The organism is Streptomyces sp. NPDC029956 (genome assembly GCF_055574655.1).
The window spans coordinates 66,596-82,397 of sequence record NZ_JBVHZJ010000023.1 but is presented as its reverse complement, the minus strand read 5'-3'; the positions used below and the strand labels follow the sequence as shown (position 1 = coordinate 82,397).

The following is a 15,802-nucleotide window of genomic DNA, read 5'->3' as shown; positions in this document are numbered from 1 at the left end:
CTCCCCTCCCCCCTTCCCCCCTCCCCGGTCCCACCCCCCCCCTCCGACCTCTTTTCGCGTCGGGCCCCCCCCCCCCCCCCCCCCCCTCCCCCCCCCCCCCCCCCCCCACGCCCTCAGGACGTCAGGACGTCAGGACGGGAGCCACGTCCGCCAGGTGGCCTCGTTCTCCTTCACCCAGCGGCCCGCCGCCTCCTGCGGCGACAGCTTCTGGTCCGCGATCATCAGGGCGACGTCGTTCTGCATGTCGGTCGTCCAGCGGAACTTCTTCAGGAAGGCGGCCGCGTCGCCCCCGCCGTCCGCGAAGCGGGCGTTGAGGAACTTCTGCAGGGGCGTGTTCGGGTACGCGCAGGCCACCTTCTCCGGGTCGGCGTCGCAGCCCTCCTCGTACGCGGGCAGCTTCACCTCCGTCATCGGGACCTTCTCGAACAGCCACTGGGGCTTGTACCAGTAGCTCAGGAACGGCTTCTTCTCCTTGGCGAACTGCTTGATCTGCGTGATCTGCGCCGCCTCCGAGCCCGCGAACACGACCTGGTAGTCGAGGTCCAGGTTGTCCACCAGGGCCTTGTCGTTCGTCACGTACGACGGGGAGCCGTCGAGGAGCTGGCCCTTGCCGCCGCTCTCGGCGGTGCGGAACTCGTCGGCGTACTTGTTCAGGTTCTTCCAGTCGGTGACGTCCGGGTGCTGCTCGGCGAAGTACGTCGGCACGAACCAGCCGATGTGGCCGGTCACCCCGAGATCACCGCCGCGCCTGATCGTGCCCTTGTCGTCGATGTACCGCTTCTCCTGGTCCGGGTGGCCCCAGTCCTCCAGGATGGCGTCCACCCGGCCCTGGCTGAGCGCGTCCCAGGCGGGTACCTCGTCGATCTGTACGGTGTCCACCCGGTAGCCGAGCTCGTGCTCGAGCAGGTACTGGGCGACGGCGACGTTGGCCTGCGCGCCCACCCACGACTGCACGGAGAGCGTGACCGTACGGGAGCCCTTCGCGTCGGCGTACGGGGAGGACTGGCGGGTCATGTCGGCGGCGCCGCAGCCCGTGAGGCCCGCCACCAGGGCGGCGGCGGTCACGAGTGCGGAGCCACCGGGTGCGATACGTGTGCGAGCCATCTCAGGCCCCCTTTCCCGCGAGGTCACGGCGCTGCGTCGGCTGTGTGACACGGTCGAGCATCAGGCCGAGGCAGACGATCGCCGCGCCGGCCACCAGGCCGGTGGCCAGGTCGCCCTGGGCGAGGCCGAACACCGCGTCGTAACCGAGCGCGCCGCCGCCCACGAGGCCGCCGATGACGACGACGGCGAGGACGAGGACCACACCCTGGTTGACGGCGAGCAGCAGCGCGGGCCGGGCCAGCGGCAGTTGGACCTGGAACAGCTGCTGCCGTCCGGTCGCGCCGAGCGAGCGCGAGGACTCCATGGCGGCCGGGTCCACGCCTCGTACGCCCTGAGCCGTGATCCGTACGACGGCGGGCAGTGCGTAGACCACGGCGGCGGCGACCGCCGGGGCGCGGCCCACGCCGAACAGGGCGACCACGGGGATCAGGTACACGAACTGCGGCATCGTCTGGAAGACGTCGAGCACCGGACGCAGCGCGCGTCCCAGGCGGGTGCTGCGGGCCGCCGCGATCCCGAGCGCGAGGCCGAGCAGCAGCGTCACCGCGACGGCGGCCAGGACCTGGGACAGCGTGTCGAGCGCCGGGTCCCACACGCCGAGCACACCGATCGCCGCCATCGCCAGGACGGCGGTCACGGCGGTGCGCCAGGTGCCGATGAAGAGGGCGAGGGCGCCGACGGTCAGCAGGACCGACCACCAGGGCAGCCACTGCAGGCCGTCGCGCAGGGGGTTGAGGACCCAGGTGGTGAAACGGGCCGCCCAGTCGGCGGTGCCGCCGACGAGGGGCACGCCCGAGTAGAGGTGGGCGGTCATCCAGTCGACGGCCGTGTTGACGGGCTCGGCCAGGTCGAGCGTCCACGCGTCGGGCCAGGTGAGCCGGTCGGTCAGACGGCCGGCGACGGCGACGACGGCGGTCGCCACGAGAGCGACGGTCCAGCGGAGCCGGGACCCGGGGGCGGGCGGTGTGCCGATCCGCTCTCCGGCCGCGGCGGTGACCCGGTCGAGGACGATCGCGAGCAGCACGATCGGCACGCCGGCGGCGAGCGCCGCGCCGACGTCGACGGAGGCCAGGGCCTGGTAGACGCGGTCGCCGAGACCGCCCGCGCCGATGACGGACGCGATCACGGCCATGCCGAGCGCCATCATGATCGACTGGTTGACGCCGAGCAGGAGTTCCTTGCGGGCCAGCGGCAGCCGGGCCGTCAGCAGCCGCTGCCTGCCGGTGGCGCCGAGGGACGCGGCCGCCTCCATGACGCCGGCGTCCGCGCCGCGGAGTCCGAGCGCGGTGAGCCGGGCCATGGGCGGGGCGGCGTAGACGACGGTCGCGAGGACGGCCGCGGGTACACCGATGCCGAAGACGAGGACGACGGGCAGGAGGTACGCGAAGGCCGGCAGCACCTGCATGGTGTCGAGGACCGGCCGCAGGATCCTGTCCATCCGGTCCGACAGGCCGGCGGCGAGGCCGAGGAGACCGCCGAGCAGCACGGACGCGGCGACGGCGACGACCATCAGGGCGAGCGTCTGCATGGTCGGCACCCACATGCCGAGCAGTCCGCAGGCGCCGAAAGCGGCGACGGAGGTCAGCGCGAGGCGGGCGCCCGCGACCCGCCAGGCCAGCAGCCCGGCTGCGGCGGTGACGCCGGCCCAGCCGAGGGCGAGCAGCAGCAGGTACACGGCGCGGACGGACACGACCACGACGTTGCTGACGTGCCCGAGGAAGTGGAGGAACAGCGGGTGGCCGTCACGGTTGTCGATGATCCAGTCGCTGGTGCGCTCCAGCGGCCCGGAGAGATCTACGGCGAGCGAGGCCGGCCAGGTTCCGCCGCCCAGGAGTACGGCTCCGAGGACGAGCGCGACGGCCGCGCCGGCGCCGATCAGACGGCCGCGGTGGCGCGCGAGCGCGCGCAGCGCACCGGGCGCGGCGTCGGGGACGGTCGTGGGGCGGGGCGGAGCGGGGGTGACGGTGGCGGTCATCGGCCCCACCGCCGTATGGCGTCGGGGGCGGTCGTACCGCGCGGCGGCATCCGGTGCGCGGCACCGGCCGGGTCACCGCGCCACGGCCGGGAGGTCGTGGCGGTGGTCGTGCCGCCCGGCGGCGGCCAGGTCGTATGGGCGTACATCAGGCCACCGCCTTCCCCGTCGCGGCCGGGACCCCGGCGACGACACCGAGGAGTCCCGCGTGGTCGACCACGCCGAGGCAGCGTCCGTTCTCGACGACCCGCGCGTTCACGCCCGTGCGGGCGACGGCCTCGATGGCCTCGTGGACGGTGGCGCTCGGGGCGAGCGCGGGGCCGCTCTCGTGCTCGTCGGCGAGCGCGGGGCGCATCGCCGAGCGGACGGTCAGCACCTGCTCGCGGGGCACGTCCCGGACGAAGTCCCTGACGTAGTCGTCGGCGGGGGCGCCCACGATCTCCTCCGGCGTGCCGAGCTGCACGATCCGGCCGTCGCGCATGAGGGCGATGCGGTCGCCGAGCTTCAGCGCCTCGCTCAGGTCGTGGGTGATGAAGACCATCGTGCGGCCCTCCTCCCGGTGCAGGCGGACGACCTCCTCCTGCATGTCCCGGCGGATGAGCGGGTCGAGCGCGCTGAACGGCTCGTCGAACAGCAGGACCTCGGGGTCCACGGCGAGCGCGCGGGCGAGCCCGACCCGCTGCTGCTGGCCGCCGGACAGCTGGCTCGGTCTGCGCTGTTCCATGCCGTCGAGACCGACCTTGGTGACGAACTCGGCCGCACGCCGGCGCCGTTCGCCGCGTCCCACGCCCTGGATCTCGAGCCCGTACGCGACGTTGTCGAGCACCGTCCGGTGCGGGAGCAGCCCGAAGTGCTGGAAGACCATGGCCGCCCGGTGCCGGCGCAGCTCGCGGAGCCGGCCGGTGTCCATGGACAGCACGTCCTCGCCGTCGATGGAGATGGTGCCCGAGGTCGGTTCGATGAGCCGGGTGAGGCAGCGGACGAGCGTCGACTTGCCCGAGCCGGAGAGGCCCATGACGACGAAGACCTCTCCCTTCCGGACGTCGAAGGAGACGTCGCGGACGGCGGCGGTGCAGCCGGTGCGTTCGCGGAGCTCCGTGGCGTCGAGCGAGGCGAGTTCCGTGTCCGCGGGCACGCGGTCGGCCTTCGGGCCGAAGACCTTCCACAGGTCGCGTACGGAGAAGACGGGTTCGGTGGTGTCCTGCGTCGGGTCGTTCATCGTCGGGTGCCTCCCAGCAGGTCCACGCATTTCTCGCCGACCATGAGCACGCCGATCATCGGGTTGACGGCGGTCATGGTCGGGAAGACGGACGCGTCGGCGATCCGGATGCCGTCGAGGCCCCGGATTCTCAGGTCGGGCGCGACGACGGCGAGTTCGTCGTCCGCGGAGCCCATCCGGCAGGTGCCGGCCGGATGGTAGACGGTGTGTGCGACGTGGCGGGCGTAGGCGCTGAGCTCCTCGTCGGAGGTGACCTCGGGGCCCGGGCACACCTCGCGCTTCAGCCATCCGGCCAGGGGTTCGCTCGCCGCGATCTGCCGGGCGATGCGGATCCCGTCGACGAGCGTCCGGCCGTCGTAGTCGTCCTCGTCGGTGAAGTACCGGAAGTCGAGGGCGGGTTTGACCTCGGGGTCGGCGCTCGTCAGGTAGAGCCGGCCGCGGCTGCGCGGCTTGGGGATGTTCGGGGTCATGGACACGCCGTGCGGGGGCCGTTCGTAGCCGATCCGCTCGGGGTTGTCGGTGAAGGGGATCTGGTAGAAGTGGAACATCAGGTCCGGCCCCTCGGACTCCGGGTCGCGGCGGACGAAGAGCCCGGCGTCGGAGTCCATCGCGGAGTTCTCCGGGATGGGTCCGTGCGTCTCCCACACGATGACCGACTCGGGGTGGTCGAGGAGGTTCTCGCCGACGCCCGGCAGGTCGTGGACGACGGGGATGCCGAGCTTCTCCAGGTCCGCGCGCGGTCCGATGCCGGAGTGCAGCAGCAGGCGGGGGGTGTCCACGGCCCCCGCGCACACGAGGACCTCGCGCCGGGCGCGGACGACGTGCTCCGCGCCCTCCTCGGTCCGGATGTGCACGCCGGTGGCGCGGGTGCCCTCGAGCTCCAGCCGGAACGCCCAGGTCTCCAGGGCGATGTGAAGGTTGGGCCGGTCCAGGAACGGGTGCAGGTAGGCGACCGAGGCGGACGACCGCTTGTTGTTCTCGGGGTGGTAGGCGAGGTCGAAGAAGCCGACGCCCTCGTGGAACGGCTGCCGGTTGAAGCCCTCGACGCGCGGCACGCCGAGCGCGGTCTGGGCCGCGTCGACGAAGTCCCGGGCTATCGCGTTCCGGTCGGCCTCGTCGACGGGGACGATGTTGTTGCGCAGCCGGGCGAAGTACGGATCCATCGCCGCCGCGTCCCAGCCCTCGGCGCCGGCCTCGGCCCACTCGTCCCAGTCGGAGGGCAGGGGCTTGAAGGCGATGAGGGTGTTGTGCGAGGAGCAGCCGCCGAGGACCCGGGCGCGGCTGTGGCGGATGTACGAGTTGCCGCGCGGCTGCTCGGTGGTGGGGTAGTCGTAGTCCAGCTCGCCGCCGAGCAGGCCCATCCAGCGGCGCAGGGTGAGGACGTCGTCGCGGCCGACGTCGCTGGGGCCGCCCTCGATGACGGCGACGGTGACGTCCGGGTTCTCGGTCAGCCGGGAGGCGATGACCGAACCGGCGGTGCCGCCGCCGACGACGACGTAGTCGTACACGTGCTGGTCGTCGTTCATGCCTGGCCCTTCGCCGTCGTGCCCGCGAACCAGCGCACGGGGCGCGGAGCGAGGTTCTGGTAGATGTGCTTGGCCTCGCGGTACTCGGCGAGGCCGCTGGGGCCCAGTTCGCGGCCGATGCCGGACTTCCCGAAGCCGCCCCATTCCGCCTGGGGCAGGTAGGGGTGGAAGTCGTTGATCCAGACGGTGCCGTGGCGCAGCCGGCCGGCGACCCGTCGGGCACGGTCCGCGTCGGAGGTCCATACCGCCCCGGCGAGGCCGTACTCGGTGTCGTTCGCGAGGGCGACGGCCTCGTCCTCGGTGCGGAAGGTCTCCACGGTGAGGACGGGGCCGAAGATCTCCTCGCGGACGACGCGCATGCGTCGGTGGCACCGGTCGAGGACGGTGGGACGGTAGAAGTAGCCGGGGCCGGCGGGGCGTTCGCCGCCCGCGCGCAGGACCGCGCCCTCGCCGAGGGCGGAGGCCACGTACTCCTCGGTCCTCGTCACCTGGGCCGCGGAGACCAGGGGGCCGCACTCGACGCCCTCGTCGGTGCCGCGGCCCAGCCGGATGAGGGTGGCCCGGCGGGCGAGCTCGGCGACGAATCGCTCGCGCAGCGGTTCCTCGACGATGAGGCGGGAGCCGGCGGAGCAGACCTGGCCGCTGTGGATGAAGGCGGCGTTGAGCGCCTGGTCGACGGCGGTGTCGAAGTCCTCCGGCGTCGCACAGGCGTCGGCGAAGACCACGTTGGGGTTCTTGCCGCCCAGTTCGAGGGCGACCTTCTTCACACTGTCGGCGGCGGCCCTGGCCACCTTCGTGCCGCTGACGAGACCGCCGGTGAAGGAGACCAGGTCGACGGAGGGGTGCTCGGCGAGCCTCGCGCCGACGGTCTGGCCGGGGCCGGTGACGATGTTGGCGGCGCCGAGCGGCAGCCCGGCCTCCAGGAGCAGTTCGACCAGCACGACGGTGGTCAGCGGGGTGATCTCGCTGGGCTTGATCACGAACGTGTTGCCGGCGGCGAGGGCCGGCGCGATCTTCCAGCTGGCCTGGAGCAGCGGGTAGTTCCACGGCGTGATCAGGGCGCACACGCCGACGGGCTCGTGCACGACGACGCTGCGGATGTCGTCCGAACCCGCGTCGACGACCCGAGCGCCGTCCTCCTTCTCGACGAGGTCGGCGAAGTAGAGGAAGGCGTCGCGGACGCAGTCGACGTCGACGCGGCCCTCCTCCAGGGTCTTGCCCGCGTCCTGGCTCTCCAGGGCGCCGATCCGCTCGCGGTCGCGCTCCAGAAGGTCGGCGACCCGTCGCAGCAGGGCGGCCCGCTCGGCGACCGGTGTGCGCGGCCAGGAACCGTCGTCGAAGGCGGCTCGTGCCGCGGCCACGGCGTCGTCGGTGTCCCGGACATCGCCCTCCGCCACGACCGCGAAGGCGGTCGCGTCGACGGGGTCGATGATCTCGCGCGTGGCTCCGGACAGGGCTGCGCGCCACTCTCCGCCCACGTGGATGGTCTGTTGTGCTGCCGTCACGTCGCGTAACGCCTTTCGTTCCTCTGGGTCCCCCTGCCGGTGTCACCGGCGGTTCGGCCGCCTGCCCTGGCTTCCCGGATCCATGCGCAATGCGTTGCGGAGAGTGTTCTGAGTCACGCTTCAAGTAGCGCTAAACGGGGCATATCGCAGAGTGGCCCGCGCCGGGCGGGTGTGGCCGACGACGTCGGGCGACGGGCCGGGCGTCGTACCCTGGCTGTCTGCGCGCATCGGCGCGGCCCGGAACGCACGGAGGAAGGAGAGCGACGTGGACGGCAACGTATGGCTCGTCGTGGCCCTGGTTCTCCTGCTCGCGGTGGCGGGATGCGCGGTCGTTCTGCTGGTACGCGTCCTCCGGACCCGCCGGCTGCTGGTGGACGCCGGTGTGCCGCTGCAGTCCAAGGCCCTCTTCTGGGCGGCGGTCGTCTACACGATCTCGCCGATCGACCTGATCCCGGACCCCGTCTACCTGGACGACATCGGTGTCCTCCTCATCGCCCTCAGGGCGCTGCACACGGCGGTCGCCAGGAGCGGGGCGGCCCGCGAGGGCCTGCCCACCGGCCCTGACGCCCTGATCAAGGACCCGGGCAGGGTGCCTCCGCGTCCTTGAGGGCGGAGCCGGGCGCCCGACCCGGGCCTCTGCCCGTCAGGCGCCTCTCGGCCGGTTCGCTCGTCACGGGCAGTGGACACACCCTGCCCGGCTGTGCCCGGCTGTGCCCGGGTGCGTCGGCCACCGCTCCGCCCCCTCCGCGCGCTCAGGCGATCGCGCCGGCCGCCGCCTCCACCGCTCGCTCCGGGAGCCCCGCCCGCGTCTCGTCCCCCTCCGGCCTCTCGTCCCGCTCGGCCTCCCCGCTCCTCTCGTGCGGGAACAGCGCCAGCGGGGTCTCCCCTTCGAAGTACGTCTTCGCCCGGGTCAGCGCCCGCTCGTCGCCGCGTATCTGGCCCGGGCGGGAGCCGTTGCCGAGGAGGACTCCGCCGAAGCGCATGCGGAGGTACGCGGCCGTGTTGTGGAGGGTGGTGGCCATCCCGTCGGCGACGGCCTCGTCCTCGTCCGCCATCGCCGCCACGGCCCACAGGGTCCGTCCCGCCATCCGCTTCTTGAAGTCGAGGCCGGGGACGCCGAGCCAGCCCGACCAGTAGTCGAGGTAGCGCTTCGTCTGCGCGGAGAGGGTGTACCAGTACAGCGGTGAGGCGATCACGATGTCGGTCGCCGCCGTCGTGGCCTCCCGCAGGGTCCGTTCGGCCTCCGAGACCGGCCAGTCGCCCTCCTCGTGGCGCCCGTCCTGGAAGTCCGGCAACGGCAGCCGGTTCAGGTCGATCCATCGCTGCGGGATGTCCGCGGGCAGCGCATCGGCGGCGGCCCTGGCGAGTATCGCGGTGTTGCCGTCGGCGCGGGAACTGCCCAGCACGAACAGGAAGGAGCGGTCCTCGGGACGCGGGGAATGATTCGTCATGGCTCGACGCTAACCGTTGACACTGATGTCAAGGTCAATCGATCCCGGACGGGGCGGAAGGCGGGGTACGCATGCTGATCGGGGAGTTGTCCCGGCGTACCGGGGTGAGCACCCGGCTGCTGCGCTACTACGAGGCGCAGGGGCTGCTGGAGGCACGGCGCGGCCCGAACGGCTATCGCGCGTACGACGAGGACGCGGTCGTCACCGTCCGCAAGGTGCGCGCCCTGCTGGCCGCAGGACTGCCCACCGAGGTGATCCGGGTCGTCCTGCCGTGCACGGACGGGGACGGGACGGCGTTCGACTGGTGCGCCGACATCCGGGATCTGATGCTCCGTGAGCTGGCGGCCACCGACGCCCGTATCGACGACCTCCACCGCCGTCGCACCACCCTCGCCGGCTACCTGGCCGGTTCGTGACCCCACGCCGGATCGAACGGGGCGGGCGGACCGAAGCCCTCGCAGCCGCTCCCGGCGCCGCGGTCCGGACGCCGGGACAGGGGGCTCTCGTGGCGTGAGGGCCCCCTGCCCCGGCTGTTCGTCGGACGGTCAGGAGCGGTGCAGCCCCGGGAGACCCTGCGGCGTCGGCAGCGGGAGGTCGAGACGGTTCTGCGTCTGGGCCGGCGTCGCCCGGCAGGTCGTGTCGGCGGCCGGCAGCCTGCCCGTCGTCAGGTAGGCGGTGGCGGTCGTGTCGGCGCAGGACCTGGTGCCGTAGACGCCGTGGCCCTGGCCGCCGAGGACGGTGACCATCCGGGCGCCCTTCATGGCCCGGCGCAGCCCCTGCCCGCTGACGAGCGGGGTCTGGGAGTCCCACTCGTTCTGGAGGATGAGCGCTCCGACGGAGTTGTTCACCTTCGTGGCGGGCTCGGACCCGTTCTTCCAGAACGCGCACGGCTTGATGTTCGACGCGAAGTCGCCGTACAGCGGGTACCTGGCCTTGTCACGGATCGCGTCGCGGCGGTACTGCTCCGGGTCGCGGGGCCAGGAGCGGGTGTCGGCGCACGCCACGGACCAGAAGGCCGCGTCCGAGTTGTCCGAGGGGACGGCGCGGGCGAACGACGGCGGTACGTGACGGGGCGCCGTGCCCCGCTTCGACGGGGCCGGGGGGAGGGTTCCCTCGGCGGCCTTCCTGAGCTCGACGATCGCCTCGGCCGCGCCCTTCACGTCGAAGAACACGGCCCGGCCGGCGCGGATGTCGTCGCCGGTCAGGGGCGTGCCCTGGAAGTCGATCGGCTCGCGGTCCGCCCTGGCGACCAGATCCCAGTAGGCCTTCCCGACCTCGGCCGGGGTGGCGCCGAGCCCGTACGTCGTGTGCCGCTCGGCGGTCCACTCGGTCCAGCGCGCGAACGCGGGCTCGGCGCCCTCCGCCCACACCTGGATCATTCCGCGCCAGATCCGCTGCGGGTCGACGGCGCTGTCCAGCACGAACCGGTCGGTCCGCTTCGGGAACATCTGCGTGTAGACGGCGCCCAGGTACGTGCCGTAGGAGTAGCCCAGGTACGAGATCTTCTTCTCGCCGAGCACGGCGCGGATGACGTCCATGTCCCGTGCGGTGTTGCGGGTGGTGAGGTGGGGCAGGACGTCACCGCCCTTCGCCCGGCACTTCTCGCTCACGGTCCGCGCCCACCGGACGTCCCTGGCGAACGTCTCGGCCTTGTACGGGCGCTGCCAGTTCAGCTCGTCCTCGTTCAGGCCGCAGCTCACGGGCGAGCTCTGGCCGACACCGCGGGGGTCGAAGCCGATCAGGTCGTACTGCTCCTTCACCGCGGTCGGCAGCTCCGGGGCCAGCCACAGAGGCATGTCGAGGCCCGGTCCGCCGGGACCACCGGGGTTGAGCAGCAGGACACCGCGCCGCTTCTGGGGGCTGGTGGCCTTCACCCGGGACACGACGACGTCGAGCTTCCTGCCGCCCGGCCGGGTGTAGTCGAGCGGCACCTTGAGCGTCGCGCACTGGTAGTTCGCCGGTGCCTCGGCCTCGCAGCGCTTCCAGCGCGGGGTCTGCTGGGTGTACTGCCTCAAGGGATCGGCAGTGACCGTCCGTCGGGTGACCGGTTCGGCCGCGGAGGCGACGGCGGGCGTGAGAGCGGGCACGAGGGTCGCGACCGCGCTGATGGCCACGAGGGGCGCTATGCGTGTGCTTCGCACAGAGTCAGATCCTTGCGGGAGGTGGATGATCTGTCTCATGCACCCTTGCGCAAAGGGGAGTTGTGCGAAATCCCTCCCCCGGCCATCGCGGTGTCCGACCACAGGAGGAGCGCGCCCCGGGGAATGGTTCCCGAGGCGGAGAACGCGACCCGCGGTTCTCGCGTCCGCCCCCCATGGCGTCAGGCAGACGACTGCGCCTCGGCCTCCGCACGGTACAGGCGGCGGAGCCGTACCACTCCCAGGTCGTGCTGGTACAGGTTCTCCCGCTGGTCGGCGTCGGCGGGCATGGCCTCCAGCATCACGCGGTCCTGCTCCAGAACCTCCCAGTGGCGCTTCTCGATCAGTGTCCTGTACAGGAAGCGCCAGGTCGCGCGCTGCCAGTCCTCGACGCGGCGGTAACGCCAGAAGAAGACCCCGGAGCGCTGCTCGTCGACGGGGCAGACCATGCCCACGATCCCGAACGGGCCGCCCGGGCCGGCGGACGGCGGGTACGGGATGGACAGGTCGACCCAGTCGACGCCGGTGCGGCACAGCTCGACCCAGTCGAAGTTGACGCCCCGCTGGTCGGTCTTCTCGAAGAAGTAGCCGCGGTCGGTCTCGCGGATGCGGAACTTGGCGGTCGTGTCGCCGGCGAACATGGTGTGCGACTCGTGGTGGAGGAACGCCCCGTGCATGGGGTCGAGCAGGTTCTCCACGGCGTACCGCCAGGGCACGTCCCACTCGGCGTAGCAGAGGAACGCGTCGACGGCGGGGTCCGTCAGCGGTTCGGGGAGTGTCGGTTCGGCCGGTTCGGGGTGTTGCTCGTCGCCGAACCAGGCGAGGATCGCGCCGCCGACCTCGCGTACGGGCAGCGAGGTGACCAGCTTCTTGCCCTCCAGGTTGCAGCCCGGCAGACCGGGGACCGAGGTCACGGTGCCGTCGGTGCCGACCTCGACGCCGTGGTACCAGCAGGCGACCCGGTCGCCGAGGTGCCTGCCCAGGGACAGGGGCGCTCCGCGGTGCGGGCAGCGGTCGGCGAGCATGGCGAGCGTTCCGTCGGAGCGCCGGAAGAGCAGCCACTGTTCGCCGAGCGCGGTCACCTTCCGCATGGCGCCGGGGGCGACGAAGCGCGAGGGGACGACGGGGTGCCACTGGTTGCGCAGACCGGTGGCGTAGATGCGGTCCGCGGCGGCGGTGGACGACAGCGTCATGTCAGGCTCCCAGTCGGTTCATCTCGGCGCGGAAGGACTCCTCGGTCCACGGCGTTCCGTCGGCGGTGTGGACCTTGCGGGCGTTGAGTCCGCGTACCACGTCGGTCAGTTCGTGGCCCTCGTGGCTGAAGACCTCTTCGAGGGTGGCGGCGAGCTTGTACTCGTACGGGGTGGGCTCGTGCGTACGGGACTGGTGGACGTCCAGGTACGGCCAGGTGTCGGTCACGGTCTCTCCTGAGCAGGCGGGGGAAGGGTCACAGATCGAGGACGAGCCGGCCGGAGGCGCACCGTGAGACGCAGATCATCATGGTGGCGCCGGCGGCCTGCTCCGCCTCGCTGAGCAGGAAGTCGCGGTGGTCGGGCGTGCCGTCGAGCACCCTGGTCTCACAGGAGCCGCAGATGCCGTCGCGGCAGGAGCTGTCGACGCCGATCCCGGCGTTCTCGACGGCGTCGAGGATCGAGGTGTGCGCGTCGACCCGGAGCGTCAGTCCCGAGGCGCGGCACTCGACCTCGAACTCCTCGTCGGCTCCGGTGCGTTCCACGGTGGGGGCGGCGAACCGTTCCAGTCGGAGGCGGCCCTCCGGGCAGCGCTCCTCCACGGCCGAGAGGAGGGGTTCGGGGCCGCACGAGTACACGAGCGCGCCGTCGGGCAGCCCGGTCAGCGCACCGTCCAGGTCGATGTGGCCCAGCTCGTCCTGCGGGACGAGCGTCACATCGCCGTCGAGCAGGGCGAGTTCGGCGGTGAAGGCCATGGAGTCGCGGCTGCGGCCGCCGTAGACCATGCGCCACTCGGCGCTCCGGCGGGTGGCCTCGCGGGCCATCGCGAGGAGGGGGGTGATGCCGATGCCCCCGGCGACGAAGACGTACGAGGCGGCGTCCTCCAGGGCGAAGTGGTTGCGCGGTGCGGAGACCGTCACGGGCTGTCCGGGGCGGAGCCGGGTGTGGACGAAGCGCGAACCACCGCGCGAGGAGCGTTCGTCGAGGACGCCGATCCGGTACGTGCCCTGCTCCTGCGGGTCACCGCACAGGCTGTACTGGCGGATCCGGCCGTCGACGTGGACGTCGATGTGGGCGCCGGGCGTCCAGGCGGGCAGGGGTTTCCCGTCGGGGTGGGTGAGTTCGACGGACAGTACGCCCTCGGCCTCCCATGTCATGCGGTGGACGATCAGCTGCAGCGGGTTCTCGCTCATGGCCTGGTGCCTCCTTACCGGCGATCGGGCAGTGCGGGTGCGGGACGGGACCGGATTACCGGCCCGGGATCCGTACGGGTGGGGTGAACGGGTTCTTCATCGGGCCCAGGGCCGCGAGGTCGACCTCGACGAGGGTCGGCCCGTCCGAGGCGACGGCCTCGGTGATGACCGGCGCCGCGTGTTCCTCGGCGGCGATCCGCAGGTACGGCAGACCGCAGGCGCGGGCGAGCAGTTCGAAGTCGGGGGTGACCAGGTCGACGCCGGAGCGGCGCTCGCTGTGGCGGTCCTGCATGTTCCGCAGCACGCCGTATCCGCCGTCGTTGAAGACGATCAGGGTGAGCCGGGGCCGTTCCTGGGCGAGGGTGAGCAGTTCACCGAGGTGGACGGCGAGTCCGCCGTCGCCGGCGAGGACGACGGTGGGCGCGTCGGGCCGCCCGACGGCCGCTCCGATCCCCATGCCGAGGCCCTGGCCGATGCCGCCGCCGCGCGGGAAGACGTTGTCCCGCGGGTCGTACATCTCGAGGAGGCGATTGCCCCAGCTGCTGGAGGGGATGGTGACGTCACGGGCGACGACGGCCTCGCGGGGCAGTGCGGCGCGGAGGGCGTCGCAGATCGCGGCCTGTGGTCCGATGGCGTCGTGCAGGGTGGTCCGTACCTCCTCGCGGACGGCGCGGACGCGTTCCCGCCAGCCGTCCTCGGCGGGCGTGGCGTGCCGGGTCAGGGCCGTGAGGGTGGGTGCGGCGTCGCCGTGCAGCGGATGGGCGACGGGGTAGACCCGGCCGAGTGCCGCCGCGTCGACGTCGATCTGGAGGTGCGCCGTGGGCAGTTCGAGGGTGTAGTCGGCGGTCTCGTTGGAGCGGAAGTGGGTGCCGATGGTGACGAGGACGTCCGCCTCGGCGAGCAGCGCGCGGACCGCGGGGGTGGTGGCGAAGTTGCCGATGACCTGCTCGTGGTCCTCGGGCACGGTGCCGCGGCCGGAGTTGGAGGTGAGCAGTCCCGCTCCGGTCGCCTCCAGGAACCGGGCGAGTTCGGGGCGGGCCCCGGTGGCGCCACCGCCGGCCCAGACGAGCGGGCGGCGGGCGGCGGCCAGGAGTGCTCCGGCGGCGGCGAGTTGACCGTCCTTGGGGGCGGGCGGCGCGGGGTGCTCCGGGACGACGGGGCCGTCGGTCTGGGGCGCGTACTGGAGGTCGACGGGCCATTCGACGCTCGCCGGTCCTCCGGTTCCGCCGGGCCCGCCGAGCGCGGCCCGTGCCGCCGCGCGCAGGATGTGGCCGGCCCGCTCGGTGTCCGGCACCGTCGCGGCGTGGGCCGACACGGCGGTGAGCATGCCGAGCTGGTCCTTGGTCTCGTGGATGAAACCCCGTCCGCTGCCGAGGAATTCGCTCTCGATCTGTCCGGTGACGTGCAGGACGGAGCTGCCGGCGCTCAGCGACTCGATCAGCGAGCCGGCGGCGTTGCCCGCGCCTGTTCCGGTGGAGGTCAGGGCGCAGCCGAGGGAGCCGCGGGCCCGCCCGTAGGCGTCGGCGGCGTTCACGGCCGATGCCTCGTGGCGTACGGGGACGAAGCGGAGTTCGCGGTCGACGGCCTCGACGAGCGGCAGGTTGTGCACGCTGACGATGCCGAAGACGGTGTCGATGCCCAGTTCGCGCAGGACGGCGACGAGGAGATCGCCTCCGTTGTCGTGACGCATGGTGTCTCCTCAGAGGATGGAGCGACCGACGCCGCCGCAGACGTCGATGCTGGTGCCGGTGATGTACGAGGCGCGGGGGGAGAGCAGGGTGACGACCGCGTAGGCGACCTCCTCGGCCCGGCCGAGCCGGCCGAGGGCGACGCCCCGGTCGGCGGCCAGGTCCGCCTGCCAGTCCTCGTAGCTCGTGCCGGTGCCGGCCGCGGTGTGGCGGCGGGTCCACTGGCCGGTGTCGATGAGGCCCAGGCACACGGAGTTGACCCGGATGCCGTCGCCGGCGAGTTCGGCGGACAGGGACTTGGAGAGGTTGAGGATGCCGGCGCGGGCGGCGCTGGTGGTGATGAGGCGGGGTTCGGGCTGTTTGGCGAGGACCGCGTTGATGTTGACGACGCTCGCCGCTCCGGAGCGGGCGAGGAACGGGCGCGCGGCGCGCAGGGGGTTCAGTACCCCGGCGAACTTGAGCTCCAGTTCGTCGCGCCAGTCCTCGGCCGTCGAGTCGTCGAGCCCCTTCATGCGGGACTGTCCGGCGTTGTTGACGAGTCCGTCGACGCCGCCGAAGGTGTCGGCGGCGGCGTGGACGAAGCGGTCCACGGCGTCGGCGTCCCGGACGTCGCAGACGCCGGTGAGCAGGCGGTCGCGTCCGGCGCCGAGCCGGGCGGCGGCCTTGGCGAGACGGTCGGCGTCACGTCCGCAGGTGGCGACACGGGCGCCCTCGTCGAGCAGGGCGCGGACCGTGGCCAGGCCGACGCCCGAGCTGCCGCCGGTGACCACGATGGTGCGGTCGGCGAGGCCCAGATCCATAACGGGTTTCTCCTGC

General features: G+C 72.4%; 15 protein-coding genes. 2 read left to right on the top strand and 13 right to left on the bottom strand.

The genetic code is table 11. From position 1 onward, the window contains the following. Positions 1–129: 129 nt before the first annotated feature. Genes ACZ4XX_RS20060 through ACZ4XX_RS20035 form a run of 6 tightly spaced genes read right to left on the bottom strand, consistent with a single transcriptional unit; the run spans position 130 to position 7,326 of the window. The gene (locus ACZ4XX_RS20060; RefSeq protein ID WP_468509196.1) at positions 130–1,104 is read right to left on the bottom strand and encodes an ABC transporter substrate-binding protein; all 975 of its coding nucleotides are present in this window, start codon (positions 1,102–1,104) and stop codon (positions 130–132) included. 1 nt (position 1,105) lies between these two features. Continuing rightward, entirely contained in the window at positions 1,106–3,079 is a 1,974-nt protein-coding gene (locus ACZ4XX_RS20055) for an ABC transporter permease subunit (protein WP_468509195.1), read from the bottom strand. After that, positions 3,076–3,225 (bottom strand): hypothetical protein, encoded by a 150-nt coding sequence (locus ACZ4XX_RS20050; protein WP_468509194.1) that lies wholly within the window; start codon positions 3,223–3,225, stop codon positions 3,076–3,078. The genes ACZ4XX_RS20055 and ACZ4XX_RS20050 overlap by 4 nt, the downstream gene beginning before the upstream one ends. Then, positions 3,225–4,295, bottom strand: coding sequence for a quaternary amine ABC transporter ATP-binding protein (locus ACZ4XX_RS20045; RefSeq protein ID WP_468509193.1), 1,071 nt, complete (start codon positions 4,293–4,295; stop codon positions 3,225–3,227). Before ACZ4XX_RS20045 ends, ACZ4XX_RS20050 begins: the two co-directional genes overlap by 1 nt. Beyond that, positions 4,292–5,821 carry a GMC family oxidoreductase gene (locus ACZ4XX_RS20040; RefSeq protein ID WP_468509192.1) on the bottom strand — a complete coding sequence of 510 codons (1,530 nt, stop codon included), beginning with the start codon at positions 5,819–5,821 and terminating at the stop codon, positions 4,292–4,294. Before ACZ4XX_RS20040 ends, ACZ4XX_RS20045 begins: the two co-directional genes overlap by 4 nt. After that, the gene (locus ACZ4XX_RS20035; RefSeq protein WP_468509191.1) at positions 5,818–7,326 is read right to left on the bottom strand and encodes an aldehyde dehydrogenase family protein; all 1,509 of its coding nucleotides are present in this window, start codon (positions 7,324–7,326) and stop codon (positions 5,818–5,820) included. The genes ACZ4XX_RS20040 and ACZ4XX_RS20035 overlap by 4 nt, the downstream gene beginning before the upstream one ends. Positions 7,327–7,591: 265 nt before the next feature. On the opposite strand from ACZ4XX_RS20035, the gene ACZ4XX_RS20030 reads away from it, so the two are divergent. Beyond that, positions 7,592–7,933: a YkvA family protein gene (locus ACZ4XX_RS20030; RefSeq protein WP_468509190.1), complete on the top strand. Its 342-nt coding sequence runs from the start codon at positions 7,592–7,594 to the stop codon at positions 7,931–7,933. A gap of 145 nt (positions 7,934–8,078) precedes the next feature. Here ACZ4XX_RS20030 and ACZ4XX_RS20025 read toward each other — a convergent pair whose 3' ends face one another. Further along, positions 8,079–8,777 (bottom strand): NAD(P)H-dependent oxidoreductase, encoded by a 699-nt coding sequence (locus ACZ4XX_RS20025; RefSeq protein ID WP_468509189.1) that lies wholly within the window; start codon positions 8,775–8,777, stop codon positions 8,079–8,081. A gap of 71 nt (positions 8,778–8,848) precedes the next feature. On the opposite strand from ACZ4XX_RS20025, the gene ACZ4XX_RS20020 reads away from it, so the two are divergent. Further along, positions 8,849–9,193: a MerR family transcriptional regulator gene (locus tag ACZ4XX_RS20020; protein WP_468509188.1), complete on the top strand. Its 345-nt coding sequence runs from the start codon at positions 8,849–8,851 to the stop codon at positions 9,191–9,193. 129 nt (positions 9,194–9,322) lie between these two features. Here the strand turns inward: ACZ4XX_RS20020 and ACZ4XX_RS20015 are convergent, their stop codons facing one another. The 6 genes from ACZ4XX_RS20015 to ACZ4XX_RS19990 form a co-directional block, all read right to left on the bottom strand. Continuing rightward, positions 9,323–10,918, bottom strand: coding sequence for an alpha/beta hydrolase (locus ACZ4XX_RS20015; protein WP_468509187.1), 1,596 nt, complete (start codon positions 10,916–10,918; stop codon positions 9,323–9,325). Positions 10,919–11,097: 179 nt separating this feature from the next. After that, positions 11,098–12,108 (bottom strand): Rieske 2Fe-2S domain-containing protein, encoded by a 1,011-nt coding sequence (locus ACZ4XX_RS20010; protein ID WP_468509186.1) that lies wholly within the window; start codon positions 12,106–12,108, stop codon positions 11,098–11,100. Position 12,109: 1 nt separating this feature from the next. Next, positions 12,110–12,334 (bottom strand): recombinase-like helix-turn-helix domain-containing protein, encoded by a 225-nt coding sequence (locus tag ACZ4XX_RS20005; RefSeq protein ID WP_468509185.1) that lies wholly within the window; start codon positions 12,332–12,334, stop codon positions 12,110–12,112. Between the two features lie 28 nt (positions 12,335–12,362). Next, positions 12,363–13,298, bottom strand: coding sequence for a PDR/VanB family oxidoreductase (locus tag ACZ4XX_RS20000; protein ID WP_468509184.1), 936 nt, complete (start codon positions 13,296–13,298; stop codon positions 12,363–12,365). A gap of 55 nt (positions 13,299–13,353) precedes the next feature. After that, the gene (locus ACZ4XX_RS19995; RefSeq protein WP_468509183.1) at positions 13,354–14,988 is read right to left on the bottom strand and encodes a thiamine pyrophosphate-binding protein; all 1,635 of its coding nucleotides are present in this window, start codon (positions 14,986–14,988) and stop codon (positions 13,354–13,356) included. 9 nt (positions 14,989–14,997) lie between these two features. Beyond that, positions 14,998–15,786, bottom strand: coding sequence for an SDR family oxidoreductase (locus ACZ4XX_RS19990; RefSeq protein ID WP_468509182.1), 789 nt, complete (start codon positions 15,784–15,786; stop codon positions 14,998–15,000). Between the last annotated feature and the right edge of the window lie 16 nt (positions 15,787–15,802).